21 protein-coding genes are annotated in these 23,896 nt (G+C 63.4%); 9 read left to right on the top strand and 12 right to left on the bottom strand.

The features are described from left to right. Window positions 1-71: 71 nt before the first annotated feature. Window positions 72-1,097 (top strand): nucleotidyltransferase family protein, encoded by a 1,026-nt coding sequence (locus tag FJW06_RS08950; RefSeq protein WP_140750707.1) that lies wholly within the window; start codon window positions 72-74, stop codon window positions 1,095-1,097. A gap of 7 nt (window positions 1,098-1,104) precedes the next feature. Further along, the gene (locus tag FJW06_RS08945; RefSeq protein ID WP_181178191.1) at window positions 1,105-2,088 is read left to right on the top strand and encodes a formyltransferase family protein; all 984 of its coding nucleotides are present in this window, start codon (window positions 1,105-1,107) and stop codon (window positions 2,086-2,088) included. Between the two features lie 7 nt (window positions 2,089-2,095). Here FJW06_RS08945 and FJW06_RS08940 read toward each other — a convergent pair whose 3' ends face one another. Genes FJW06_RS08940 through FJW06_RS08930 form a run of 3 tightly spaced genes read right to left on the bottom strand, consistent with a single transcriptional unit; the run spans window position 2,096 to window position 3,791 of the window. After that, on the bottom strand, window positions 2,096-3,076 hold the full coding sequence (locus tag FJW06_RS08940; protein ID WP_140750703.1) for a serine kinase: 981 nt from the start codon (window positions 3,074-3,076) through the stop codon (window positions 2,096-2,098). Continuing rightward, the gene (locus FJW06_RS08935; RefSeq protein WP_140750701.1) at window positions 3,073-3,504 is read right to left on the bottom strand and encodes a lasso peptide biosynthesis B2 protein; all 432 of its coding nucleotides are present in this window, start codon (window positions 3,502-3,504) and stop codon (window positions 3,073-3,075) included. Before FJW06_RS08935 ends, FJW06_RS08940 begins: the two co-directional genes overlap by 4 nt. Further along, window positions 3,504-3,791, bottom strand: coding sequence for a PqqD family protein (locus FJW06_RS08930; RefSeq protein WP_140750699.1), 288 nt, complete (start codon window positions 3,789-3,791; stop codon window positions 3,504-3,506). The genes FJW06_RS08935 and FJW06_RS08930 overlap by 1 nt, the downstream gene beginning before the upstream one ends. Before the next feature lie 458 nt (window positions 3,792-4,249). Here FJW06_RS08930 and FJW06_RS08925 point away from each other — a divergent pair, with 458 nt between their 5' ends. The 3 genes from FJW06_RS08925 (at window position 4,250) to FJW06_RS08915 (ending at window position 7,859) form a co-directional block, all read left to right on the top strand. Further along, window positions 4,250-6,157 carry a propionyl-CoA synthetase gene (locus tag FJW06_RS08925; protein ID WP_140750697.1) on the top strand — a complete coding sequence of 636 codons (1,908 nt, stop codon included), beginning with the start codon at window positions 4,250-4,252 and terminating at the stop codon, window positions 6,155-6,157. Between the two features lie 181 nt (window positions 6,158-6,338). After that, complete coding sequence (locus FJW06_RS08920; protein WP_246674567.1) at window positions 6,339-6,995, top strand: hypothetical protein; 657 nt, start codon at window positions 6,339-6,341, stop codon at window positions 6,993-6,995. A 150-nt stretch (window positions 6,996-7,145) separates the two neighbouring features. Next, a complete protein-coding gene (locus FJW06_RS08915; RefSeq protein ID WP_246674566.1) occupies window positions 7,146-7,859 on the top strand; it encodes a metallophosphoesterase in 714 nt (237 codons plus the stop codon). A gap of 62 nt (window positions 7,860-7,921) precedes the next feature. Here the strand turns inward: FJW06_RS08915 and FJW06_RS08910 are convergent, their stop codons facing one another. From FJW06_RS08910 to FJW06_RS08885, 6 genes are all read right to left on the bottom strand, one after another. Then, window positions 7,922-10,303: a polysaccharide biosynthesis tyrosine autokinase gene (locus FJW06_RS08910; protein ID WP_140750691.1), complete on the bottom strand. Its 2,382-nt coding sequence runs from the start codon at window positions 10,301-10,303 to the stop codon at window positions 7,922-7,924. Between the two features lie 167 nt (window positions 10,304-10,470). Further along, window positions 10,471-11,367: a UTP--glucose-1-phosphate uridylyltransferase GalU gene (gene galU, locus FJW06_RS08905; protein WP_140750689.1), complete on the bottom strand. Its 897-nt coding sequence runs from the start codon at window positions 11,365-11,367 to the stop codon at window positions 10,471-10,473. 30 nt (window positions 11,368-11,397) lie between these two features. Then, window positions 11,398-12,384 carry a glycosyltransferase family 2 protein gene (locus tag FJW06_RS08900; protein ID WP_140750687.1) on the bottom strand — a complete coding sequence of 329 codons (987 nt, stop codon included), beginning with the start codon at window positions 12,382-12,384 and terminating at the stop codon, window positions 11,398-11,400. After that, window positions 12,374-13,315 carry a glycosyltransferase gene (locus tag FJW06_RS08895; RefSeq protein WP_140750685.1) on the bottom strand — a complete coding sequence of 314 codons (942 nt, stop codon included), beginning with the start codon at window positions 13,313-13,315 and terminating at the stop codon, window positions 12,374-12,376. The genes FJW06_RS08900 and FJW06_RS08895 overlap by 11 nt, the downstream gene beginning before the upstream one ends. Beyond that, window positions 13,312-14,301, bottom strand: coding sequence for a glycosyltransferase family 2 protein (locus tag FJW06_RS08890; protein WP_140750683.1), 990 nt, complete (start codon window positions 14,299-14,301; stop codon window positions 13,312-13,314). Before FJW06_RS08890 ends, FJW06_RS08895 begins: the two co-directional genes overlap by 4 nt. A 23-nt stretch (window positions 14,302-14,324) precedes the next feature. Then, a complete protein-coding gene (locus FJW06_RS08885; RefSeq protein ID WP_140750681.1) occupies window positions 14,325-15,500 on the bottom strand; it encodes a glycosyltransferase family 4 protein in 1,176 nt (391 codons plus the stop codon). A 212-nt stretch (window positions 15,501-15,712) separates the two neighbouring features. Here FJW06_RS08885 and FJW06_RS08880 point away from each other — a divergent pair, with 212 nt between their 5' ends. The 4 genes from FJW06_RS08880 to FJW06_RS08865 all read left to right on the top strand — a co-directional run bounded on the left by FJW06_RS08880 (window position 15,713) and on the right by FJW06_RS08865 (window position 20,589). Further along, a complete protein-coding gene (locus FJW06_RS08880) occupies window positions 15,713-15,964 on the top strand; it encodes a hypothetical protein (protein ID WP_140750679.1) in 252 nt (83 codons plus the stop codon). A 406-nt stretch (window positions 15,965-16,370) separates the two neighbouring features. Next, the gene (locus FJW06_RS08875) at window positions 16,371-18,389 is read left to right on the top strand and encodes an acyltransferase family protein (RefSeq protein WP_140750677.1); all 2,019 of its coding nucleotides are present in this window, start codon (window positions 16,371-16,373) and stop codon (window positions 18,387-18,389) included. 468 nt (window positions 18,390-18,857) lie between these two features. Continuing rightward, complete coding sequence (locus tag FJW06_RS08870) at window positions 18,858-20,354, top strand: lipopolysaccharide biosynthesis protein (RefSeq protein ID WP_140750675.1); 1,497 nt, start codon at window positions 18,858-18,860, stop codon at window positions 20,352-20,354. A gap of 49 nt (window positions 20,355-20,403) precedes the next feature. Then, on the top strand, window positions 20,404-20,589 hold the full coding sequence (locus FJW06_RS08865; RefSeq protein ID WP_246674565.1) for a hypothetical protein: 186 nt from the start codon (window positions 20,404-20,406) through the stop codon (window positions 20,587-20,589). A 272-nt stretch (window positions 20,590-20,861) separates the two neighbouring features. On the opposite strand, the gene FJW06_RS08860 is transcribed toward FJW06_RS08865, so the two are convergent. The 3 genes from FJW06_RS08860 to FJW06_RS08850 all read right to left on the bottom strand — a co-directional run. Beyond that, a complete protein-coding gene (locus FJW06_RS08860; protein ID WP_140751146.1) occupies window positions 20,862-21,941 on the bottom strand; it encodes a glycosyltransferase in 1,080 nt (359 codons plus the stop codon). Window positions 21,942-21,990: 49 nt separating this feature from the next. After that, entirely contained in the window at window positions 21,991-23,211 is a 1,221-nt protein-coding gene (locus FJW06_RS08855) for a glycosyltransferase family A protein (RefSeq protein ID WP_181178190.1), read from the bottom strand. Window positions 23,212-23,299: 88 nt separating this feature from the next. After that, on the bottom strand, window positions 23,300-23,896 hold a 597-nt coding region (locus tag FJW06_RS08850; protein ID WP_140750671.1), incomplete at its 5' end, for a UDP binding domain-containing protein.

Genomic DNA, 23,896 nt, shown 5'->3' with positions numbered 1-23,896 from the left:
GCGTCTCTGGTGCTTTTCTGCAACCATATTCGCCATATTTGCCTTCGATGACGGAATCCTGAGCAGATTTGATGCTGCCATCTCTTGCATTTGCCGATGAAAAACTGCTGCTGACCTTTGCCGACCCCGAGGCATCGGCCGCCATTGGCAATGGCCTTGCGGCCAAAACCCTGCTGGCGCTGCTCGCCAATGCGGAGTTTCATGGCGTGCTGCCGATCATGCTGCGCAAACTCCGGGAGATCGGTGACGCTCGACTGCCGCAGGACGCAACCCTGCAGCGGAGGCTATTGGAGTTGCGCGACGCGGCGACGATGGCGACCGGCCAATCGATGCTGCTGCAATATCATGGCGACCGCATCATGAAAGCGCTGGCGGCAAAGGGCGTGCCGGCCCGGATCGTCAAGGGGCCGGTGTTCGCGCGCAAGCTCTATCGCCAGCTTGCCGACCGTCCCTTCACCGACATCGACATCCTCGTCGATCCCGCCAGCATCGAGGCGGCCAACAAGACCATCGGCGAATGCGGCTTCGAACTCGGCAGCGACGAGGCCCGATCGCATGAACTGCTGGAATTCAAATGGCTGGAGAAAGAGAACTCCAGCCTGCTGGTCGAATTGCATGGCAATCTGGTGCACGACACCGGCATGCGCAGACGCCTATCGCTTGGCTTCCGCGAGTTGCAGGCAATCGACGGCAGCGAAACCGACACGCCGGCTGCGCTGCTCACCATCGCCGTCGTTCATGCCGCCGGCGGCCACAAGTTCCACCGCCTGCAGCTCTGCGTCGACGTGCTGCAAGGCGTGCGGGCGCTGAAATCGCCCCAAGCGGAAGCGCGGCTGCTCGATGCCGCCCGGATGACCGGCATCGAGCTCGAGCTGGCCACAGTCCTCAACGTCACCGGACGCCTGTTCGCCGCGCCGCGCGCGATCGAGCTCGCCGACCGCATCAAGCCGGACCTCTCGATCCGACTGGCCAAATGGCTGATCACCGGCAACATGCTGCTTCGGGTCAATTCTCGCGAGAAGCTGCGCTCGCGCCTCAGCCGCGATGCCTTCCGCTGGGTCCAGAGGCTGGCACGGCCGCGACCATATCCAGCCTGAGCTCGGCATGGAGAAACCGCTCTCGGCCGTATTCATCACCGAGGTTTCGTCCGTCACCGCGCCCATGCTAGCGCGCTGGGCAAATGACGGCCACCAAATCGCTGCCGTGGTCGTGCCGGGCCCACGTGCCGGCAAGCGCTTCAGCTTCAGTACCCTGCGCCGCCGCCTTCGGCGACGGTTTGCGTTGATATCTCATCCCAGACACGCCATGCCACCGCTGATCGAATTCAGCCCGCCCCATGACTGGGATGCGCTCGGGCAGGAGCTCAGCGTGCTCGGCGCCGATCTTTTGATCTGTTTCGGATACGGCAAGCTGATCCCGCGAACGGCGCTGGAGCTGTTCCCCAAGGGTGGCCTCAACCTGCATCCCGCGCTTCTGCCTCACTATCGCGGTCCGCATCCAATGCACCGGCTAATCATCGACCAGATGCAAGAAGCCCATGGCGGTGTGACCTTGCACAAGATGACATCCGGCTTCGATGAGGGCGATATCCTGGCGCAGGTCGGTTTTGCAGCAGAGGATTGGCGTTCGGCCGTAACGGTGAACCGGGCCCTGGCAGACGCGATGGCCGTGCTCGCGGCGAATATCGCGCCCGAGTTTTGCCGGGGCAGGCTTGCCGGAATGCCTCAGCCGGATGGGGCATATGTCTGGGCACGCGTCGAGCCCGGTCCGTTGATCGTCGGCACGCAATCGTCAAGCGACCATGTCGCGCGGCTGTGCCGGGTCGTCGGGTCGAGTGTTCCGGTCAGTGTGCTGATCAACGGAAGGCCGGTCCGGCTGGCTCAGCCGATCCGTCGCCTGGGATCCCCGAGCGGCGAAGCGGCGAAATGCCGATGGGGACTGGTGGAGTTCGACTGCGCCGACGCGCGCGTCGTCCATCTGGCGTACAACAAGCTGTCCCGGCTGTTGCTGCGATGGCAGTCGAAACCCCGCCAAGGCAGGCGGGAGCAGCGATCCTTCGACATCCGGCGTTTCGGCGAGAAGGACTGAGTGAGCGTCAACTTGGCAGCGCGGCCTGGATCAGCGCGGCCGCATCCGCGGGACTTGCCCCGACTTCCAGCGTGAAGGTCGGCACTGCCTTCACCAGCGCCGCGATCATCGCCAAGCGCCTTTTCTGCAGCGACAGCAGGCCGGTCATGCCGGTCCGCACATTGTCGGTGGCCAAAGTCACCATGGCCTCGGTCCTGGCCATCGGCATCAGCCGGGTCTCGGTGTCGGCCGAGCGCGCGAGATGCAGGAGCGCGGCGACAGGCCTGGCGCGCACATCCTCAACGCGGATGATCCCGCCGAGGCAGTCCAGCGAAACGGACTGCTCGCCCTCGGCGTCCCACTTTTCACCCAGGCAAGGCGCAACGAAGGGCAGCATCGCCGCAGTGTTGCGGTGGACCTTCACCTTGCGCGGCATGCCCCAGGCCGTGATGCCCTGCGCCCTTGCGTTGAGGATCATCACGTCGTCCGAGCAAAGGCCGAAGCCCCGCGACGCAAGCGCCAGCGACGTCGTCGACTTGCCCGTGCCGCTTGGCGCATGAATGAGAACCAGGCCCTCCTTTCCAGGCAAGGTGAGACCCGCGGCGTGCAGCATATACTGGCCGTCCGAATCGAGCGCCGCATCCAGCACCATCATCAGCAAAGTCCACTTGATCTTGCTGCCTGGATGAAGACGGATTTCGGCCCGGCCCTCGCCGTCGCGGATCGACAGCGTCTGCTGGCCCGGGAAGACGAGATGGAAGACGCTGCCGGCGTCTATCATGCGGCAATGGCCGTCCAGCGGCACGTCGCCGTCGAAGGCCAGCTTTCCTTCGGGGTTCTCCTGCAACTCAGGCGTCTCGACGATGTCGACACGAAAACCGGGCGGAACAGGCTCTTCCACACGCAGGGCGCCAAGCACCAGGTCGAAGCTCGGCCAAAGATCGGCGCGCGCGGCGGTGATGCCTATGACCTGGCCATTGAGGTCGTAGCGGAAAGTCTGGTCGCTCAAGCGGCTGGCGCCTTCATCCTGGCCGGGTGGCGGTAGATCTCCACCATGCCGGGCTGGCTGTCGCTGACCACCGGCTTGCCGTCGAGGCAGACCCAGCAATGCGCCGACAGGCGCGGCTCGTGCATCGAGTTGGCATCGACCCCGAAACGCAGCTCCGGGTCGAGACCGGCCATGCGCAGGAAGCGAAAACCGAGCAGACCTTCCCGAAGGCACCTGCGGTCGCGCATCAGCCAGGGACGCCGCACCGTTCGCTTGATGCGATGGACGATATAGGTCCAGGGCAAATCACGATAGGGCTCGGGCGAGCGCAGTGGCGCCAGTTTCAACACGCTTTCGAAATCGCGCCGGCCGACCAGCACCGGCATCAGCCGCGCGGTGAGCCACAAATGGACGCGGAACAGGACACGCAGGACCGGTCCGTCGGCCATCACGCCTCCGGGTCGGACAGGATGCCTTCAGCCACCAGTTCGGCGGCCAATTCGGCCATGTCCTGGTCGAGCGTTGCCTTGTCGACCTCGAACTCGTCCGACAGCAGGTCGACGATCTGGTTGAGGTTGCGCGCGCCGTCGACCTTGTCGAGAAAAGCCTCGGTCGTGTCGTTGCAGGTGTAAAGCTGGCCGCTGCGTGCCAAAAGCACGACGGCGCCATCGCCGACATGCTGCACGGACGCATCGTCCGCCATCCGAAGCACCGTTTCAGAGCCGATTTCAGCCATCCGCCCGCTCCCTTCGCTAAAGAGCAATTAGCGCGGCGCCGCGAGGCTGTCCATCGGCGTGGATGGCGAATGCGGGATGTTTGGCCCTGCAGGCCTGACCGTCGCGGGGCGAATATTAGCGAGGTCTTGCCTTCCTGCCGTTAGGTAAGCTATGAGTCCGCCGGGCTTTGGGGAGTGATCTGTATGCGTTACAATTGGGAACGGGCTCCGACGGCGTTCGAACGCCATCGGAAGGCGCTTGCGGCGGCCATCCTGATCGCCGGCGGCGTCGGGCTGATGCTGGCGGCGCTGCCGCTTTAAGCAGGCTTCTGGATCACGGACACTGACAGCGACGTCTCCACCGGAGGCGCCGAACAGAAACGTTTCCCGGCGATGTCGACCAAAATGCAGGAAGACATGGCCGCCACGCGCGGCTTAGTCTATGGCAGGCGGCAGAACGTTTCTTGAGAGGAAGGCGGATGGCCTCACGCTATCACGAAGTCTATGAGGGCTGGAAACGCGATCCCGTAGGGTTCTGGGCCGAAGCAGCGAAGGCGATCGACTGGTACAGGCCGGCCGACAAGGTCTTCGACCCGACGCAAGGCGTCTATGGCCGCTGGTTCGTGGGCGCTTCCTGCAACACCTGCTACAACGCAATCGACCGCCATGTCGCCGGCGACCGCGCCGACCAGCTGGCCCTGATCCATGACAGCGCGATCACCGGCACGATCCGGAAATTCACCTATGCCGAATTGAAGCGCGAGGTCGTCGCGCTGGCCTCGGTGCTGCGGCATCGCGGCATCGGCAAGGGCGACCGCGTCATCATTTACATGCCGATGGTGGCGGAAGCGGCCATCGCCATGCTCGCCTCAGCCAGGCTGGGCGCCGTGCATTCGGTGGTGTTCGGCGGCTTCGCCTCGCATGAGCTCGCCACCCGCGTCGACGACGCCAAGCCGAAGCTGATCATCTCCGCGTCCTGCGGGCTGGAGCCCGGACGTGTCGTCGCCTACAAGCCATTGCTCGACAAGGCGATCGAGATGTCGAAGCACAAGCCCGACGCCTGCCTCATCCTGCAGCGCGAGCAGTTGCGCTGCGACATGAAGGACAATTACGATTTCGACTATGCCGACGCAGTTGCCCGCGAACGGGCCGCCGGCGCCAATGTCGACTGCGTGCCGGTGCTGGCCACCGACCCGCTCTACATCATCTACACCTCCGGCACGACCGGCCAACCGAAGGGCATCGTGCGCGACAATGGCGGCCACATGGTCGCGCTGAAATGGACCATGGACAACGAGTTCGGCGTCAAGCCCGGCGAAGTGTTCTGGGCGGCCTCCGACGTCGGCTGGGTGGTCGGCCATTCCTACATCGTCTACGGACCGCTCCTGCATGGCTGCACAAGCGTGCTCTTCGAAGGCAAGCCGATCGGCACACCGGACGCCGGCACCTATTGGCGGGTGATCGCGCAGCATGGCGTCGTGGCGCTGTTCACCGCGCCGACCGCCTTCCGCGCCATCAAGGGGCAGGATCCCAAGGGCGAGTTCGTGCCGAAATACGACCTGTCGAAGTTCCGCACTTTGTTCCTCGCCGGCGAGCGCGCCGATCCCGAAACCATCAAATGGGCGGAGCAGAAGCTCGACCGTCCGGTCGTCGACCATTGGTGGCAGACCGAGACCGGTTCGCCGATGACGACCAATCCGGCGGGGCTGGGACTATTGCCGGTGAAATACGGCTCGCCCGGCGTGCCGATGCCTGGCTACGACATCCGGGTGCTGGACGATGCCGGCCATGAGGTGGCGCGCGGCACGCTCGGCAATGTCGTGGTCAAGCTGCCGCTGCCCGCCGGCTGCCTGCCGACGCTGTGGAATGCCGACGCCCGCTTCCGCCAGGCCTATCTCGAAGAGTTCCCAGGCTACTACAAGACCGCCGATGCCGGCATGATGGATGAGGACGGCTATCTCTATGTCATGGCCCGCACCGACGACATCATCAATGTCGCCGGCCACCGGCTCTCGACCGGAGCCATGGAAGAGGTGCTGGCGGCGCACCCCGACGTCGCCGAATGCGCGGTCATCGGCATTGCGGACGCCATGAAGGGCCAGGTGCCGCTCGGCTTCGTCGTCCTCAATGCCGGCGTGTCGCGCGACACCGGCGCGATCGAAAGCGAGGTGGTGGAGCTGGTGCGCGAGCGGATCGGCCCCGTCGCGGCCTTCAGGACCGCGGTGACGATCAAGCGGCTGCCGAAGACCCGCTCCGGCAAGATCCTGCGCGGCACGATGCAGAAGATCGCCGACAAGGAGGAATGGACGATGCCGGCGACCATCGACGATCCCGCGATCCTCGACGAGATCACGGCGGCGCTCAAGGGACGCGGTATCGGCGTGTAGTCACCCGGCGGACCGCCGCGTTAAGGAAGAATTCACGAACTTATCCCGCACTGCAATCGCTTGTTGTGCAACGCAGCACTAGACTTTAAAGTTTGCATGGGGGGCCATACCGAAGGCACGGCATGGCTCAGCACAAGACGACATTCGGCGGTGTCGACATCCTGCGTTTCTGGCTGCCGTCATGGTGATGTTCCATCACTATGGCTTCTGGGTCTGGGGTTTTCCGGATGGCATTTCGGCGCGCGCCACCGGTGGCATCCCGCCGCATCCCGAAATGGCCTTCGCCGGCTCCGGCTGGGTCGGCGTGCAGGTGTTCTTCGTCATCAGCGGCTTCGTCATCGCCTTCAGCGCCGAGAACGCGACGCCGCTGAAATTCTTCGCGGCGCGCTTCAGGCGGCTGGTGCCTGCGGTCAAGGCGACGACCCAGCCGCGCCTCGCCTTCACGGCCCTGTTCCTGTTCGCGGGCGCGCTGCAGATCGCGAGCTCGGTCGATGTGCACAGCCTCAAGGTCGGAGCCGCCATGCCTTACGCGGCGCCGATCCTCATCTTCCTCGCAGCGGTCGCGCTGATGGCGTGGTCGCTGCGCCTCGACCTTTCCTGGCGCGGCTGGCGGCGGATCGGGCTGATGACCTACCCGCTCTATCTGATCCACGATGTCGTCGGCGCGGCCATGCTCGGCGCCCTGACGCGCGCCGGCGTGCCCTATCTGGCCGCTATTCCCGTCGTCGGCGCCGCCATGATCGCGGCGAGCTGGCTGATTGCGACCGAGGCCGAGCCGCGCATCCGGCTGCTCTTCGACCACAGGGTGTTCCGCTATCGGTTGAAGGCCGCCGTCTGACGACGCGACTGCCGATCGCGCGCCAGTGTGGAATTGTTTGCATTCGGCATGATATCGAGGCGCAGATCAGTGCAAGCAGCCGAGCCTCAATCCGTGAACCTTTTCCAACGATCGAGACGCCCTCGACCCGCGCCACGCGAGCGCCTTGTCATGGACATGCGCGACGCGGTCGTCTACGCGATCGGCGACGTGCATGGCTGCCTCGACGAGTTGCGCGCTCTGGAAGGCAAGATCCAACTCGACGCGCAGCGCTTCCGCGGCCGCAAGATCATCATCATGCTGGGCGACTATATCGACCGCGGGCCGCATTCGCGGCGCGTGGTCGACCATCTGATGGCGCCGCCGCCGAAGGGCTTCCAGCGCATTTGCCTCGTGGGCAACCATGAGGTCGCGCTGCTTCTCTATCTGGACGGTCATCTCTCGCGTGAAACCTGGCTCGGCTATGGCGGCCGCGAGACCCTGTTCTCCTACGGCGTCGATCCGGACCGGCTGATAAGCCTCTACGGTTCGAGCGAGCGGGCGGACGCGCGCATACGCGAGGCCATTCCAGCCAGCCATGTCGACTTCCTGCGCACGCTGCCGGCGATGGTCTGCTCCGACCAATTCGTCTTCGTGCATGCCGGCATCCGGCCCGGCATCGCGCTCGAGGCGCAGGAAGAGGGCGACCTCCTCAACATCCGCGAGGAGTTCTTCCAGGCTGCGCATCGCCTCGACCGCTGGGTGGTGCACGGGCACACGATCGTCGATGCTCCGGCGCTCGACGGACGCCGGCTCGATATCGACACCGGCGCCTTCCAAACGGGCCGGCTGACTGCGCTCAGGATCGTCGGCAAATACGGCCGGCTGCTGTCGTCACAAGATTAGGGCGGCACGCCGTCCCAGGCTGAGCCGCCCTATGTCTTTGTTTTTCCGAACGGAAAACCGCCTCAGGCTGCCTGCTTGGGGCGCTGCTCGGATTTTTCCAGATAGTAGCTCGAATAGCGGTCGAAGAACTTTTCCGAACCGCCGAGCGAGCCGTACTTGGCCAGCTTCTTCAGATCGACCTTATTGAGTACCGCGCCGATTATCTTGTTGGCGATATAGGGTTCGGATTCCAGCATCGAGCGCACCATGTTGCGGGGCGTGCGGCCCCATTCGGTGACCAGCACGAGGCCGTCGACCAGCGGCGCGAAGGCCTTGGCGTCGACGACGGGGCCGAGCGGCGGCAGGTCGACGATGATGTATTCGAACGTCTCCTTGGCATTCTCGATGAAGCGCCGCATGCCGGCCGAGCCCAGAAGCTCGCTGGTGTGCGAGAACTGGCCGCGCAGCACGGCGGGAATGATCGCAAGCTTGGTCTGGCGGTCGACTTTGCCGACCGACTGCCAGGTCTGGCCGTTGACCACTGCCTCCATCAGGCCCTGCTCGGCCTCCATGCCGAGGCTGCGGCTCAAGCCCGGATTGCGCAGGTCGCCGTCGATGAGCAGGGTCTTGGCGCCGTTGGCGGCGAGCAGGCCGGCGAGATTCGCCGCCACCGTCGACTTGCCCTCCCCGGGCAGCACGGAAATGACACCGATGACCCGGCTGCCGCGGTCTTCCATCACGACGTCGAAGGCGATCTTGGCGTTGCGCAGCGTCTCGGCGAACATCGATGCCGGGGCATCGATGCTGACACGCATGCGCGCCCGTTTCTCCGCCGCCGAAAGGCTAGCCACCTTGCCGTCGGTCGGCAGGTCGTCGGCCTTGGGATCCTTGGCCTTGCCGCCGCCGATCGTCGGCAGATAGCCGAGGAACTTCAGACCGACCCGGTCGCGGATGTCCTCGCCCGTCCTGAAGAACCGCTCGTTGAACTCGTTGAGGCCGCCAAAGCCAGCGCCAAGCATCAGGCCGAGCACCAGCGACAGCGCCAGCACGCGCAAGGTGCGGGGGCTGGAGGCCGCGAGCGGCATCGTCGCGTCGGATATGACGCGGACTTTGCCGACCGGGAAGGACTGCTGCTGCGAGGCTTCCTCGTAACGGCTGAGGAAGGTCTGGTAGAGCGTGGTCAGCGCCTGGGCTTGCTGATCGAGCTCCTTCAGCTTCACCTGCGACTGGTTGTCGATCGAGCTCTTGCCGGCGGCCGTGGAGATCTTGTCCCGCAGCGCCTTCTCGCGCGCCTGCGCCACTTCGAAATCGTTGCGGTAGCTTTCGGTGAGCTGCTTCAGCTGCCCGAATATCTGCGCCGAGACGTCGGCCTTTTCCTTGGCCAGCGCGACCGCCTGCGGATGATCCTTACCGAAATTGGTCTCGACGTCCTGCAGGCGCTTGGCAATGGCGAGATAGCGGGTCTTGAGCGCGATGATGACCGAGCTGCTCGGCTGATCGGCACCGATGGCCGAATCGTTGAAGGCGCTTTCGGAGCCGCTGTCGACGATCGCCTTGTATTGCTGGTAGCGGGCGCTGGCCCTGGCGGTATCCGCCTGGGCGACGATGAGCTGCGCGTTGAGATCGGCGAGCTGCTTGTCGCTCAGCAACTGGCCGTCGCTGTTGGCGGAGAGCCCATGTTCGGCCCTGAACTTCTCGACCGCCATCGCTGCCTGCTGCGAGCTTTCGCGCAACTCGGTGAGCCGGCCCTGCAGCCATAAGGCGGCGCGCTCGGTGGCGTCGAAGCTGGCGTTGAGCTGGTCCGCCAGATAGGCATCGGCATAGGCTTTGGTGATGGCCGTGGCCAGAGCTGGATCCGGCGCCTGGTAGCCGATCGAAATCACGTAGCTGCGGCCGTTGCGCTGCGCAAGCACCTCGCTCTGCAGCTTCAGCACCGCGTAGTCATGCGTCGCCGTCTTGATCATGGCCTGGCGCGTCGCCTCGTCGACATTCTCTATGCCTGGGATGTCGTTCGCCGAGCTGCTCCGGAAGTAGCTGATTACGCCGCGCAGAAAACCCACGCCCTTGGCGAGCGCCGATTGCGGCGGGTTCATGAACGTCTCGTTCTGGTCGAGCTTCAGCTTGTCGACCACGACCGACGCCAGGCGCGCCGAGGTGAGAATCTCGATCTGGCTGAGCAGCGAGGCGTCGGTCTGCATGGTCTGCGATGCTGCCGAGATGTCGTCGACGACCTTGTTCAGGCCCTCGTCGATGAGCACGCTCGCCACGGACATATATTGCTTGGGGGTGGTCTGCAGATAGAACACGCCCAGGAACAGGCCGATGACGGCACAGACCGCCACCACCTTGGCCTGCCGGACGGCCATGCCAAGCAGACGCTCGACATCGATGAAGTCTTCACCCTTTTCCGGATCGGTACTGGGCAATGGCATCCTCTTGTCGAGGGGGAAGTTGGCATAGTTCATAGTCGGTCCAATTCCAGGTTGCAGGCGCTATCGGCCTTGGTAGATCGGCGTCGTGACCAGAAAAGACCGCGCAACGTTGTTGCCAGGATGCGCCGGGCCGGAAAGCCCGGGCGCTGGAGTGGCTGTCGCGCCATCGCGAAACCGCATATGCACCCGAAAGATGGGCATTATGCGGCTACTTCCCGGCGCTCATGCGACCGGACAAATTGCTGCAGCATCTCGAGAACAGTGCCCTTCATGTCATCGCGCGCCAGGGCAAAGGCGATGGTGGCCTCGATGAAGCCCTCCTTGGAGCCGCAGTCGAACATGCGGCCATCGAAAGGTTGGGCGTAGAAAGGCTGGCTCTGAGCCAGGCGCACCATGGCGTCCGTGAGCTGGATCTCGTTGCCGGCGCCGCGCTGCTGGTTGCCGAGCAGCGCAAAAATCTCCGGCTGCAGGACGTAGCGGCCGTTGATGTAGAAATTCGACGGCGCGTTGGCGGGCGCCGGCTTTTCGACCATCGCCGTGACCTTGAAGCCGGAACCGACCTCGTCGCCGCGGCCGACGATGCCGTATTTGCTGGTTTCGGCCGGGTCGCAGCGCTCGACGGCGATCACATTGCCGCCGGTGCGCTGGTAAAGGTCGACTGTCTCGGCAAGGCAGCCGCGCGCACCGAAGGACACCATGTCGGGAAGCAGCAGCGCGAAGGGCTCGTTGCCGATCACATCGCGCGCGCACCAGACGGCGTGGCCCAGGCCCTGCGGCGACTGCTGGCGGATGAAGGAGGTGGCGCCGGCGACGGGCAGCAGGCTTTCCAGCGATTCGAGCTGCGCCTTCTTGCCGGTCTGCTCCAGCGTGCCGATCAGTTCAGGGTGCAGGTCGAAATAGTCCTCGATGACCGCCTTGTTGCGGCCCGTGACGAAGACGATGTGCTCGATGCCGGCCTCGAACGCCTCGTCGACGGCATATTGTACGACGGGCTTGTCGACGACGGGCAGCATTTCCTTCGGCATGGACTTGGTCGCCGGCAGGAACCGCGTTCCGAGCCCCGCCACCGGGATGACTGCCTTCCTGACTTTCTGCATCTGGTCTTCCTTCTGAGAGAAAAAGATTTTCTACCTGTCGCCGGCTATCAAATCGCCCGCATGCTTTATCTCCCCACCCCCACGGCGAACCTGCGCCGCAACCCTTTTGAGCCGGACCGCGATAGGCATGCTCAAATGCCCGATCGCGGCCGGATCCCTGAGCGCCGCGCCGATCGCCTTGAGCGGCGCGCGCGCCTTGATGTGCTGAACCAGGGACAGGAACGACGAGGCCTTACGCAGGCTGCGGCCACGCCTGGCAAAGGCCGCCTTTGCGCTGCTGTCCATGGGATATGCCGCCGCAAAGGCGGCGTCGGCATGCGTCATCGCCTCGACGTGATGCAATTCGAGCACCCGCGAGATCGAGCCGGTGCGGATGTGATAAACATAGCCGACGGTCGGCTCGACGACGCAACGGCCGCCGCTGGCCAGCGCGCTGGCCAGAAGAATGTAGTCCTCGCCGATGCGCAGCTTCTCGTCGTAGCGCAGCCTGTTGTCGTCGAGGAAGCGGCGCTGGAAGATCGGCTTGAGATAGCCGAGATTGAAGCGCGATTCGAAGACCAGATTGCCGTCGATGTAGTCGGCCAGCGAGATTTCGCGCAGGCCTTCGAGGTAGCCGGCCGGAAACATGGTGTCGTCGGGCGTGCCGTCCTCGCGCACGACCTGGACATTGTCGACCGCAATCTGGGCACCCGCTGCTTCGGCGCGGGAGATCATCATGGCCAGGCGGTCGGGAAGAACCGCATCGTCGGAATCGAGCACCGCCACCCAGCGGCCGCGCGCCAGGTCGAGGCCGGCATTGCGGGCACCGCCCGGGCCGCGATTGGCGGGCAGCGCCACCACCTTGACGATATCTTGCGGATAGGCGCGCGCCACATCCAATGTGCCGTCGCGCGACTGGTCGTCGACGACGATGACCTCGACGGTCACCCCAAGTTGCGCGATCGCGCTGGCGATGGCGCGGTCGAGAGTGGCCTCCGCATTGTAGGCGGCAATGACGAAGCTGACGTCAGGCTGCACGCTTGTTCCCTTGTTCTGGCGACGTGAGGCCGTATTGGCGGATTTCGCGGACGCCAACCAAACCGCTGACGACGCCAACGTGCATAATGCCGCGCAGCACGCTGCGGTTCCGTCGCACCGGGCTGATCGCGGTCAAAATCGCCATGCCGAAGCAGTAGGCGGCCTTGGCCGAAGCCAGCCCGACTTGGCCGGCGCGGCGTATGCCGCCAGCGCCGCGCCCGATCAAATGGCCATGCGTCTGGCCGAAGCGGAAGCGGCGACGGCGCAGCCAGTCGAACGCGGCCCTGGCGCGCGGCACTACCTCGTCGACGAAGGCGTCAGGCGCAAAGGCAATGCGGCCGCCGGCCTTGACCATGGCATCGAAGAACTCGGTGTCCTCGCCGCCGGTCTGGCCGCGAGCCAGGCTGAAGCGCCGGCCGCGCAGGCTCGCATCGGCTGTTCTGAGCAGGACGTTGCAGGTGTAGCCGGTGCGGATCTCGCCGCGCACCCAGACCGGCAAGGTGGAATGGAAATCACCCTTCTGCATCCAGTCCGGCGCGTCCTGGCGATAATGCGCCCGCACTGGACCGAGCACCGCCGCGGCGCCTGTGGCGTCGGCCGTCGCCATCAACTCGACCAGCCAGGAGGGGGACGCCGTCTCATCGTCGTCGATGAAGGCGACGAAGTCCGACACGCTGGCGTCAAGGCAGGCGTTGCGGGCGACCGAGATGTTGCGCGCCGGCGCGTGGCGATAGCGGATCGGCAGCTTCAACTCCTCGGCAAGCGCCTTGACCAGCTTCTGCGCGCTGGGCTCGTCGTCATTGTCGGCAATGACGATGCCGATCTCCAGTCCCGCCGGCTTCTCCAGCGCTGCGACGGAACGCAGCGTGTCGGCCAGCTCCGGCCGGCGGAAGGTGCAGATGCAGATGTCGATCGAGCGGCCGGCCATCATGCCACCTTGCGCTGCAAGCGGGACGTCAAAAGCAGCTGCCAGAAGCCGACGGACCAGCCGAAATGCATAACCATCGCCGAGACGCCGGCGAGCGCCATGCCGGCGTTGCGCTGGCGTAGCGCCGTCACCAGGCCGTAACCGAGGCATACCGCAGCCCACAAAAGGAAAGGCACCGCCGCCAGCCAGTGGACGAAGGAAAACAGAGCGAGCAGCACCACGGGCGCAACCAGCAGCGGAATCATCTGCCGGACCTTCGGCACCATACGGTGCTTCAGGACGTTCCTGGCGCGGCCGCGGCCATAGCCGAGATACTGGAAATAGAGGCTCTTCAGCGTCGAGCGCGGATAATAGACCATCTGCGTCCTGCCGCTCATCCAGATGCGATAGCCGGCCTGGCGGAGGCGATGGTCGAGCTCGGCGTCCTCGTTGTGGCTGAAGCTCTCGTCATAGCCACCGACATGCCGGAAGGCGGCGACGCGCATCAGCGCGTGGTGGCCGTGGTCGACCCATTCGCCCTCGGACATGTGCCGGTGCTTCGAGCCGCCGGTGCCGAGCTTGGAGTTCTGCGCCGCCGCGACCGCCTTCTGCACGGCGCCGGTGCCGGCGGTCAGCATCGAAACGACGACCGAATCGGCGCCGGTGGCAAGCGCTTCCCCGACCAGCCGGTCGCAGTAATCGTCCGGATAGCCGCCATGCGCGTCGATGCGGATGAGGTAGTCGACGCCTTCGCCGAGACTCGCCACCACCAGATTGATGGCGGCGCTCTGGAGGCGCTTCGGATTGGCGAGCAGGATGACGCGGGGGTCCTTCGCCACGATGTTTTCGACGATGGCTTGCGTGCCGTCGGCACTGCCGCCGTCGGCGACGACGATGCGGCCGCCGAGCCGCGCTGCCGCCGGCCGCAACTGGTCGAGCAGGCCGCCGATATGGGCAGCCTCGTTGAGGCAGGGAATGACGATCAGGATCGACGGTATAGCCCGCGTCATTGATTGCTGCGCGTCCCCTGCCATCACGCCGCGGCCTCCGTTGCCGCAAAATTTGAAGGCATGGCGGCGAGGCCGCTCAGCTTTTCGACGAAAGCCGCGCAGTCGCTACGGTCGTAGCTCCACGTTCGAGGGTTGCGCGCCAGCACCCGCGACTTCAGGCCGCGATATCGGTCCTGATCCATCCGTCCGAGCATCGCTTCGATGCCTTCGGCCGTCGCCTCGGACAGGAGCACGCCGATATCGTGGCGCTTCAGGAACCGGCCGGTTTCGGTGCCCGCCATCGAGATCGGCACGGCGCCAAATCGGCAGCCTTCATAGAGACGGTTGGGAAGCAGCCATTCGGAATTCTGGCCAGCTTCGAAGAAATCGATCGCCCAGGAGAAATGCACCTGCCCGTAGATTGCCGCCATGTCCTCCGGATTGCGGTAAGGGCCGCCGAACGAAAGCCACGGCTCGGCCTCGACGAAACCGTGAAAGTCCGGGAATTCAGACAGCGCCGGACGGCCCCTCAGCACCACCTCGAAGCGTCCCGCCTGCCGCCGGGTGAAATCGGCCAGCAGCTCCAGCGAGCGGCGGCAGCGCAGCGCGCCGAACCAGCCGATGCGCCAGGGCGGAGATGCCGGGCTATCGTCCTCGAAAGAATGCACCACCGCAACCGGCGCGGTCTCGAAATATTTGTTCTCGATGAGCTCGACGGGCGCGGCGATCTGCCCGAAAGGCTCGAAATAGTTGGCGATGAAGGCCGGCGAGCTCGTCACCAGAAGCTTCACGTCGCGGGCGAGGTGGCGTTCGGCGCCACGCAGCGTTCTGCCGACGAAATCGTCGCGCAGTACCAGGCGATGGATGTCGAGGCATTCATAGACGATCGGCACATTTGCCCCGAGCGCGCCATTGGCGCGGCGGGCCAGCGCCAACATTTCGAGGTTGCGCGCGATGATGAGATCGGGTGTGGGCATGGCGCCAAGCTTCGAGCCGATCGACATGGCGGCCTTGGCGACCGCGCCGAGGCGCTGCGCGAATCGGCCGTCGCGCGTCGCGCCGAGGTCGACAGGTTCGATGCCTTCGATCTCGGCGACCGGGCTGGTGGTACGGCGGAAGCCCGCCAGGGTGACCCCGGCGCCGCCTGCCTTGAGCATCTGAACCCTCCGGCGCACCGCCGGGTCGGATACGTCATGCACAAGGTACAAGACATGCAGCATGTAACTCGACCGCTGTTGGGCCCACCCATCGGGATGCTAGTACAGCTTTTGCTGCATCGCAACAATTTTGGTGCAACGAAGCAAAGAGCGGCAATTCTTACCGCACTGCACAATTTTCGGCAGGCTCACAATTGGACCGCCGCCGCAACGGCCCGCGTGAGCGACCGAGCCTTGGACGTGGCGGCGGGGTCGAGCGAAGCCCGGCGATCTCGATGTCCGAGCACACACCGGTCCTTGGAACGAGGGTCTGCACCTTGCCGGAATTCCTGGAGGACGGCGTCAGCGGCATTTCACTGCCGATGAGGCTGAATGAAGTCGGCGACTGGTGGGGTCCGGGATACGACTTCCGTGGCGGTACCGACTATGCCGAGTATTTCCGCGATGAGGTCGAGCGCCTCGCCACCGAGGCGATCGAGCCGCTGGCTGCTTATATGAGGCAGCCTTATATAGGCAGCCGGGACTGATGGCGCCACTCCGGCGCGAGGCCCGCCGGACCGCAGAGGCCATGTTGGGATCGGGGCCGGCGGGTGAATTTCTCGATTCGCTTTACGAGCGTGTGGCAACGGAACGCGCCAAGGACCCGCGTGCCTCGATCCGGCGCTCGCCACGTCCTCCCCGCCGGCCTTCTCCGGCTCGCTCGGCGCCGCGACGCAGCCCTCACACGGGCCAGTCGCTTCGGCCGCTTGAGAGCCGGCAACCGCAAAGGTCAACATTCTATGACACCAGCGAGGCGGGACGCAGTTTGCTGACCGCTAGGACCGTTGCACCCCTGCCTCCTTAGTGGAGATTGATTGTGCGATGCACAATTTCGTGTTGCGCTCGCGAAGCGACTAATCTAATTTTCTTCTGCGGGGGCGGCTGGAGCGATCGATGACGAATCGCGAGATTTGGCTTGATGCCGCCAAAGGCGTTGGCATTCTACTTGTTGTGGCGGCCCATATTGCCGGCGCTGGGACTCAACCTTGGGACTCGGTTTTCGCTAACGCGGTATTGCTGTTTCATATGCCGCTTTTCTTTGTGATGTCTGGCTACCTTTACAAGCCCACGGAACGCAACCGACTGTTCTGGAAGAGGGTGGCTGGCCTAGCGGTGCCATATGTAGCTTTTTTGTTGGTTTTGACACTGGCAGTCATATCCAGGAGAGTTCTGCTCGGCGATTTTCCGGCCCGTTGGCAGATACGCGAGATGGCCGTTAACGATATGCTGGGTGGGATGCGCCTCTCGCGTGATTTTGGCGTCTTCTGGTTTATAACCTGCCTCTTCTTCACCCAAATCATCTATAACGAAATTGCGAATTGGACGAAAAGCCCTAGCAGCCCTCGCATGCTGGGTTTTGTCGCTCTGTGTGTGGTCTTAGGCTATGCTATTCAATCCCAGTGGCCAATGAACCGTTCGCCTTGGGCGGTCGCCACAGTGCCAATTGCATTGTGCTGCTATTGGTTTGGGCATTTAATTCGGACCATCCAATTTCGTTCGAGGACCCTTTGGATTTTCATTTTGACCGTGGGTGCCCTTGCTTCAGCCGGAGCAGCTGGCGGCGCTGACATTCAGTTCAATATGAAATATTCCATTTTCGGACCTCCCATCCTCGGGCTTCTCATTGCGCTGGCCCTGTCCCTGACGTTTCTCATCCTGATACGACGAGCAGCCACAGTTGCGGGAATAGGGTTGCCTTTAGCGAAGCTAGGTGAAGCGTCGTTGGTCATTATGTTCCTGCACCAATTCTTCCATTTTTCCCTCCGGGATTTCGGGGTCGACAATGAGGCGGTCATCTTGGTGGGCGCAGTTTTGGGGCCTTTTGCGATCTACCTTTGGCTGAAGCGATCGGATTCGCTCTCCCCGTGGTTCCTGGGAACAGGTGTTGGCGCGCCAAGTCGCGGAATTTCTTGGCTGAACCACGGTATTGGTTGGCGGGTGGCGAAGTATCGAGCAACGATCCTTCATTTTGCTAAGCCATACATTGCGCAACTCATGATCGCTCTTCGATGGCCACTTAGAGGCCAGGGAAGGCCGCATGGTTTGCCTGATGACTTGATCGTATCCTTGACTTCCTATCCGAAACGGTTCGCCACCCTGCATTTGACGCTGCGCTGTCTCCTGTCGCAGACGGTTGTGCCCGACCGGGTTATCCTTTGGGTCACGGCTGAGGATGCGACGCAACTGCCTGCCTCGGTCACAAACCTCAAGGCCCAAGGTCTTGAAATCCGTTTTTGTGCAGACATTCGTTCGTACAAAAAGATCGTGCCGGCCCTCTTGGCATTTCCAAAGGCCTACATCGTTACGGCGGATGACGATGTTTATTATTCGTCGCGTTGGCTGGAGCAACTTGTTCAACTGGCGGGTGAAAAAACCATCGTTTGCCATCGGGCTCACCAGGTCACCTTCGATGATGCGGGGCGAATGCAGCCTTACGACAAATGGTTATTCGACGTTTCGGAAACGACGGGAATGCTTTTCCCAACGGGTGTCGGTGGAGTGCTGTACGGCCCTAAATCGTTGTCGCCAGAAACCGTAGATGAGGAACTGTTCATTAAGCTCAGTCCCCAAGGTGACGATATCTGGCTGTTCTGGATGGGACGACGAGCTGGGAGCAAGTACGTGAAAACATCAACTAGGTGGACGGAGTTTCCGTGGAAAGGGTCACAAGCGTCGGGGCTGTACTTAACCAATGTCGGGGCCGGCCGGAACGACATCCAGATCAAGAAAATCACAAGCCACTTTGGCGCGCCCACATCAAAAGGGCTGCCGCCAGAAGAAGCGGTTACCTTTAGCCCTGATGATATGATCGTCAGCATTCCGAAGGAAATCGCTTCCAAGGGCATCCTCACACCCAGTGAAAGCCGCCTTTTGTTGTCCCAGGGCAGCTCACAAGACGGTGAGCGTCGGTAGCCGCCCGGTCCGTGCATTCAATTCCTTCTCAGCCCGTATATTCCCGGCCTAACCGGCCGCGACGGTCTCAGCTCGCTCATGGCGCACTAGCCGCCCCGGCGATTGCTCCTGCCCGCGCCGTGGCGCTGACCGTATTATCGTTCGTTGAATCTATTACAAATCGTCGACGGCTCGACGCGCCAGCATCAGTTTTGTAAGCCGAAAATCGAGGGTTCAATCCCTTCCGGGTGCCATTTCTTCAACAAATCAATACGTTTGAGCAGTGGCCTCTGCTTTGCCGCAAGACACTCGAACGGGCTCCCGCAAGCCTTTCTGTCGTAAAATTTTGCTGCATTGCAACAATTTTGATGCGGCGTCGCAAAAATTGCCATATCGTTGCTGCAAGCTTGATGGTGGACGGGGCGTTTCGGTACTCAACGGACGGTCGGGTCATGGATCCAGGCCGGGCGAAAGTCAGGAATCCTGAATTTGCAAGCCAGTGCATTCGATCCGCCAGAAGGCTCCCTGCGCAAATCGGTCAGACGCGGCGCGGTCGTCACCGCGATGGCGCAAGGCGTGCGGGTGGCGACTCAGATCATCTCCGTCATTGTGCTGTCGCGGCTCCTGTCGCCGCAGGATTTCGGCGTCGTCGCCATGTGCGCGCCGGTGCTTGCCTTCATCGCACTGTTCCAGGATTTCGGCCTGACCCAGGCGACGATCCAGAAGACCGGCATCCGCCACGAAGAGGTCAATTACCTGTTCTGGATCAACGTGGCCGTAAGCACCCTGCTCGCCTGCGTGCTCGCGACTTCGGCGCCGCTGGTCGCCGCTTTCTATGGCGAGCCGCGCGTGACGGGCCTCGTCGCCGCCTTCGGCCTGCAGATCATCGCCTATGGCCTGGGAGCGCAGCATGTGGCGCTGTTGACGCGCCGCATGGAGTTCACGCGGCTGGCCATCATCGACATCGCCAGCGCCGTCCTCGGCGTTGCGGTCTCGATCCTCTGGACCTTCATCGATCGCTCCTATTGGGCGCTTTTCGCCGGCACGCTGGCAAGCGCCGTGCTGCCGACGCTGTGCTACTGGTACTCCTCGCGCTGGCGCCCGGGCCTGCCGCGCAAGGTCGACGGCATCGGCACGCTGATCAATTTCGGCGCCGGCATCACCGGCTTCAATTTCGCCAATTTCTTTGCCCGCAACCTCGACAATGTGCTGATCGGCAAATACTGGGGCGAAGCGCAGCTCGGCCTCTATGACCGCGCCTACAAGCTTCTGCTTTTCCCGCTCAGCCAGATCACCAACCCGCTGGCGAAGGTGATGGTGCCGGCGCTGTCGCGGCTGAAGGACGAGCCGGACCGCTACCGCAGCGCCTATCTGCGGGTCATGCCGCTGATCCTTCTGGTGGCGCTTCCGGGTGTCGCCTTCGCCACCGCCATGTCGGACACGCTAATTCCCTTCGTGCTCGGCGAGCAGTGGAGGGGAAGCGCGCCGATCTTCCTGGCGCTGGGCTTTGCCGGACTGCTGCAGCCGCTCAACAACCCTTCGGGATGGCTGTTCGTCAGCCAGGGCCGTTCCAGCGACTTCATGCGCTGGGGCATCATCTCCGCCGTGACCTCGGTCTTGGCCTTCGCAATAGGCCTTCCTTACGGAGCGCTCGGCGTCGCGGTCGCCTACGCGATCAGCGAATATCTGCGTACGCCATTCCTGTGGCTCTATGTCGGCAAGAGCGGACCGCTCAGGGCCAGCCATGTGCTTCACGCGGCAATGCCTTTCGTGCTAGGCGCGCATCTGGCGTTCGGCCTGGTCTGGCTCGCTAAACCGTTGCTGCATGCGCCGCCCGTGGTCGCGCTCGCCGGCGGCGCCGCGCTCTCCTATGTCGCCACCGTTGTCGTCGCGCTCGCCTTCCGTGCCGGCCGCCAGACACTTCGCGAGGCATTGCAGTTGATCCCGGCACGGGGGTTCATCGCAGCCCCAAGCGAGGCGAAATGAACCCGCCCGGCTCCCGACGCTAATCTCAGGACAGGGATAAACACATGAAATGCCGATCGATTTCTCAGCCATGAACGAGACGACCGTGCGCAAGCTGCACCGGTTGCCGGGCGACATCGACTTGGTCGTCGGCGTGCCGAGGAGCTGTATCCTCGCCGACGCGATGGTCAGCCTGACGGCGAACATCCCGATGACCGATCTCGACAGCTTCCTGGCCGGCAGGATCTATACGTAAGGGATCGCGAAACGGTGCAATCGGAGATCGGCTGCGGACATCACGCAGAGAAATCCTGGCGTCGCGCGGTGTTTCAATGGCGATGCCGCTGCCTGTGGGTCGCAGCCGGAACCGTAATGGACCCGCGCTGGGCTGGCCAATGGGAACCGATGGCGCCCAATGACAAACTGGTCACGACCATTCACGGCTATAAGCGCACCGACCTCAACTCGTGAGGCAGCGCATAAGCCGGACGCATTCTGCATCCGGCTTATGCGGGTGCAGATACCAGTCTACGCCGCGCGGCGAACGCCCTGCCGGGCCGCTCTTTCGAGCAGATCGAGAAACACCACCAACTGCCGCGCGGGGTCGAGCTCCGGGCGTTTGGAGAAGGCGAGAGCCGCGGCCGAAAGACGTTCGTATTCCTGGCGATCGTTCCACAGGCGCCTCACCGCCGCGGCCCAGTCGGCGAACGGGGCGTCGTAGTCGAGCACCACGCCGCCGGGACCGATGGCTTCGGGCAGGCCGCCGCGCCTCGATCCGACGACGGGGATACCGCTGCAATGCGCCTCGGACGCGACGCGGCCCCAGGCTTCCTCCCATTTGCTCGGGGCAAGCAAGATCCTGGTGCGCCCATAGACCGTCTTCATATCGTCGGTGCGGTTTTCCAGCGTGACATTCGAGAGCGGCGCGATGGTCTTTTCGATGCGGGCACGATGCTCGTCCTCCAGTTTCCAGCTCTCCACGAACAGGAAGGGAATCTCCGGGCAGGCGGCCGCAATCTTCACCGCCAGATCGAAACCCTTCTCCTCATAGGGATTGATCATGGTGACGAATTCGCCGGTCGTATGTGTGCAGTAGAGCGCGTCGTTGATGGTCGGCGGAAGCACGATCGACTCGATGCCGAACTTTTCCTTGTAGGTGCGTGCCGTGAATTCCGAATTGGCGATGTACAAAGCCGAATTGAGTTCGCGCGGATCGCCGGCAAGCTCGTGAAATTCGACATTGTGCAGGTAGACGACCAGCGGCACGCCTTCGGCAAGAAGCGCCTTTCCGAGCAGAACCGACTTGTGGCACTGCACGACGGCGACGTCCGGTGTGGTCTTCTCGACGGCGAAGCCGGCCGCCTCCCAGGGGAACCAGGCGCGCATCACCGGGTAGCCGGGGAAATTGTCGACAACCGCGGGCTGCCGCAACAGCTTCATCTTGGCGCGTGCCTTGAGGCCGAACATGCCGTCGCCGAACAGCGAGGCGAGGACCGACGCCTGATGGCCGTGCTCGATCAGCTGTTCGACCAGGTGATGCGTGTTGGATTGCACGCCGCCGGTGAACTCGGGAATGTACCCGTTGCCGCTTGCAAAAAGCACTTTCATCATTCTGCTCCTAATTCGGCCCGGGCGAGTATCCGCAAGCCACGGCTCATCAGCTTGCGCCGCGCGCCAAGGGAAGCTTCGAGGTCATCGCCCGACACAGCCGGCCGAGCGAAGCGGAAAGCGACAGCGCCGAATACTCCCGCAACAGCTTCGACGCGGGGATCACTTTTCCTGCCTTCAAGTCCCGCGCCAGGTAGTGCGGGAAGGAATGCATGTATTCCCTGACGATGTCGGCCTTGAGAGGCCCCGACTTCCATGCCTTCACCGCCGAGATGAATGCGTCGGCAGGGGCGGACGCCAGGCCCGTGTCATAGGCTTCGAAGGTGCGCCGCACGATGGCGCGTTCCTTGTCGCTGAGCGACGTCTTTCCGGCTCGCTCGGCAAGCAGGGCGTAGCGGCGGATGTCCTCGGCCGCGTGATGCCACAAACCCTTCCTGGCCATGATGCTCGATCGCTGCAGCAGCGCCTGCATCTCGAGATCGGCCGTCCTCGGCAGGGCCTGCTCCGAGCGATCCAGATACTCATGCAGATCGACCGACTTGTAGACCTCTTCCATGATCGCCCGGTCGTACGCGCCCCAGGCCTTGATCCGGTCGGTGTAGGAAATGACCACCTTGGTGCTGCCGCGGACCATGTCGTGCTGGCGCTGGAAGAACATCAAGCCGTCGACCCTGACGCCCTTGAACCGGCGCGCAAGCCTTAGCATCATCTCATAATCCTGCGACCGGACCAGGGTCTCGTTGAAGCCACCCACCTCGTCGTAGCATTTGCGGCGCACCAGGAGACCCGGCTGGTGGACGTGGCAATATTCGAGATGCGACGGGAAGAAATTGTCCTGGCTGACATGGCCGAAGGCGACGATCTCGTAATCCTGCTCCTCGATCTGGGCCGAACGCTGGAAACGCGCATATTCGCCGAATGCGAAATCGGCGGCCGGCTCCCGCTCGAAGGCGGCGAGAAACCGCTCAAGCGCCGTCGGGTGCGCGACGTCGTCGTCATCGAATATCCAGACGAAATCTCCTGTGCAGCGCTTCAGGGCAAAATTCAGCGCCGTCGATTTCCCGCCATTCTCCTTGCGGTAATACTCCACCGGCGCCGGGAAAGAGGCCGCCAGCGCGCCGGTATCGTCCGTCGAGCCGTCGTCCACGATCAGGATCTGATCCGGCACCACGGTCTGCCGCAGCAGGCTTCCGATTGATTCGGGCAGGAATTTTTGCCGGTTGAAGGTGGGGACGATGACGGTGACCGTCGGTTTGCGCTGCGTAGCCATCGATGACCTCATACTGTTGCCGATGCCCCGTTCGCCGGCATGAGTCCACAGCCATGGCGACGGCCATTGTCCTTGAGGCAATCAGCAGTCATGCCGCCATCCTGCCGATGGAGAAATACTCGATGCCGTAGCGGGCGATCACCTTGGGATCGTAGAGATTGCGGCCGTCGAAGATGACCGGCGTCGTCAGCGCATCCTTGAGCGCGTCGAAGGAGGGCGCGCGAAAGCTCTTCCACTCGGTGCAGATCAACAGCGCGTCGGCGCCGCGCACCGCCGCCTCCTTGGTGCCGCACAAAAGCAGATCCTCGCGCAGGCCGTAGATCGCCTGACACTCCTGCATCGCCTCGGGATCGTAGGCCTGCACCTTGGCGCCGGCCGCCCACAGCGCTTCCATCAGCATGCGCGACGGCGCCTCGCGCATGTCGTCGGTATTGGGCTTGAAGGCCAGCCCCCAGACGGCGAAGGTCTTGCCCCTGAGCGCACCCTTGAAATAGTGGCTGACCTTGTCGAACAGGACCGACTTTTGCGCATTGTTGCGCTCTTCGACGGCGCGCAGCAGCTTGGCGTCGAACTTGACGCCCTCGGCGGTCTTGATCAGCGCGCGCACGTCCTTCGGGAAGCAGGAGCCGCCATAGCCGAGGCCGGGATAGATGAAGTGGTAGCCGATGCGCGGATCCGAGCCGAT

Origin of the sequence: Mesorhizobium sp. B4-1-3 (assembly GCF_006439355.1) — a bacterium.
GTDB lineage: Bacteria > Pseudomonadota > Alphaproteobacteria > Rhizobiales > Rhizobiaceae > Mesorhizobium.
The sequence above is the reverse complement of the archived record's forward strand: the minus strand, read 5'-3'. Positions and strand labels throughout refer to the sequence as shown.

What these genes read in the sequence shown, in the direction of transcription:
- FJW06_RS08875 (WP_140750677.1), top strand. Translation starts at nt 16,371, where the DNA reads ATGACGAATCGCGAGATTTGGCTTGATGCCGCCAAAGGCGTTGGCATT.
- FJW06_RS08935 (WP_140750701.1), bottom strand. Translation starts at nt 3,504, where the DNA reads ATGGCCGACGGACCGGTCCTGCGTGTCCTGTTCCGCGTCCATTTGTGG.
- FJW06_RS08945 (WP_181178191.1), top strand. Translation starts at nt 1,105, where the DNA reads ATGGAGAAACCGCTCTCGGCCGTATTCATCACCGAGGTTTCGTCCGTC.
- FJW06_RS08860 (WP_140751146.1), bottom strand. Translation starts at nt 21,941, where the DNA reads ATGAAAGTGCTTTTTGCAAGCGGCAACGGGTACATTCCCGAGTTCACC.
- FJW06_RS08895 (WP_140750685.1), bottom strand. Translation starts at nt 13,315, where the DNA reads ATGATGGCCGGCCGCTCGATCGACATCTGCATCTGCACCTTCCGCCGG.
- FJW06_RS08880 (WP_140750679.1), top strand. Translation starts at nt 15,713, where the DNA reads ATGTCCGAGCACACACCGGTCCTTGGAACGAGGGTCTGCACCTTGCCG.
- FJW06_RS08920 (WP_246674567.1), top strand. Translation starts at nt 6,339, where the DNA reads ATGGTGATGTTCCATCACTATGGCTTCTGGGTCTGGGGTTTTCCGGAT.
- FJW06_RS08915 (WP_246674566.1), top strand. Translation starts at nt 7,146, where the DNA reads ATGGACATGCGCGACGCGGTCGTCTACGCGATCGGCGACGTGCATGGC.
- FJW06_RS08930 (WP_140750699.1), bottom strand. Translation starts at nt 3,791, where the DNA reads ATGGCTGAAATCGGCTCTGAAACGGTGCTTCGGATGGCGGACGATGCG.
- FJW06_RS08855 (WP_181178190.1), bottom strand. Translation starts at nt 23,211, where the DNA reads ATGGCTACGCAGCGCAAACCGACGGTCACCGTCATCGTCCCCACCTTC.
- galU (WP_140750689.1), bottom strand. Translation starts at nt 11,367, where the DNA reads ATGCAGAAAGTCAGGAAGGCAGTCATCCCGGTGGCGGGGCTCGGAACG.
- FJW06_RS08950 (WP_140750707.1), top strand. Translation starts at nt 72, where the DNA reads ATGCTGCCATCTCTTGCATTTGCCGATGAAAAACTGCTGCTGACCTTT.
- FJW06_RS08925 (WP_140750697.1), top strand. Translation starts at nt 4,250, where the DNA reads ATGGCCTCACGCTATCACGAAGTCTATGAGGGCTGGAAACGCGATCCC.
- FJW06_RS08885 (WP_140750681.1), bottom strand. Translation starts at nt 15,500, where the DNA reads ATGCTGCATGTCTTGTACCTTGTGCATGACGTATCCGACCCGGCGGTG.
- FJW06_RS08890 (WP_140750683.1), bottom strand. Translation starts at nt 14,301, where the DNA reads ATGACGCGGGCTATACCGTCGATCCTGATCGTCATTCCCTGCCTCAAC.
- FJW06_RS08865 (WP_246674565.1), top strand. Translation starts at nt 20,404, where the DNA reads ATGCCGATCGATTTCTCAGCCATGAACGAGACGACCGTGCGCAAGCTG.
- FJW06_RS08910 (WP_140750691.1), bottom strand. Translation starts at nt 10,303, where the DNA reads ATGAACTATGCCAACTTCCCCCTCGACAAGAGGATGCCATTGCCCAGT.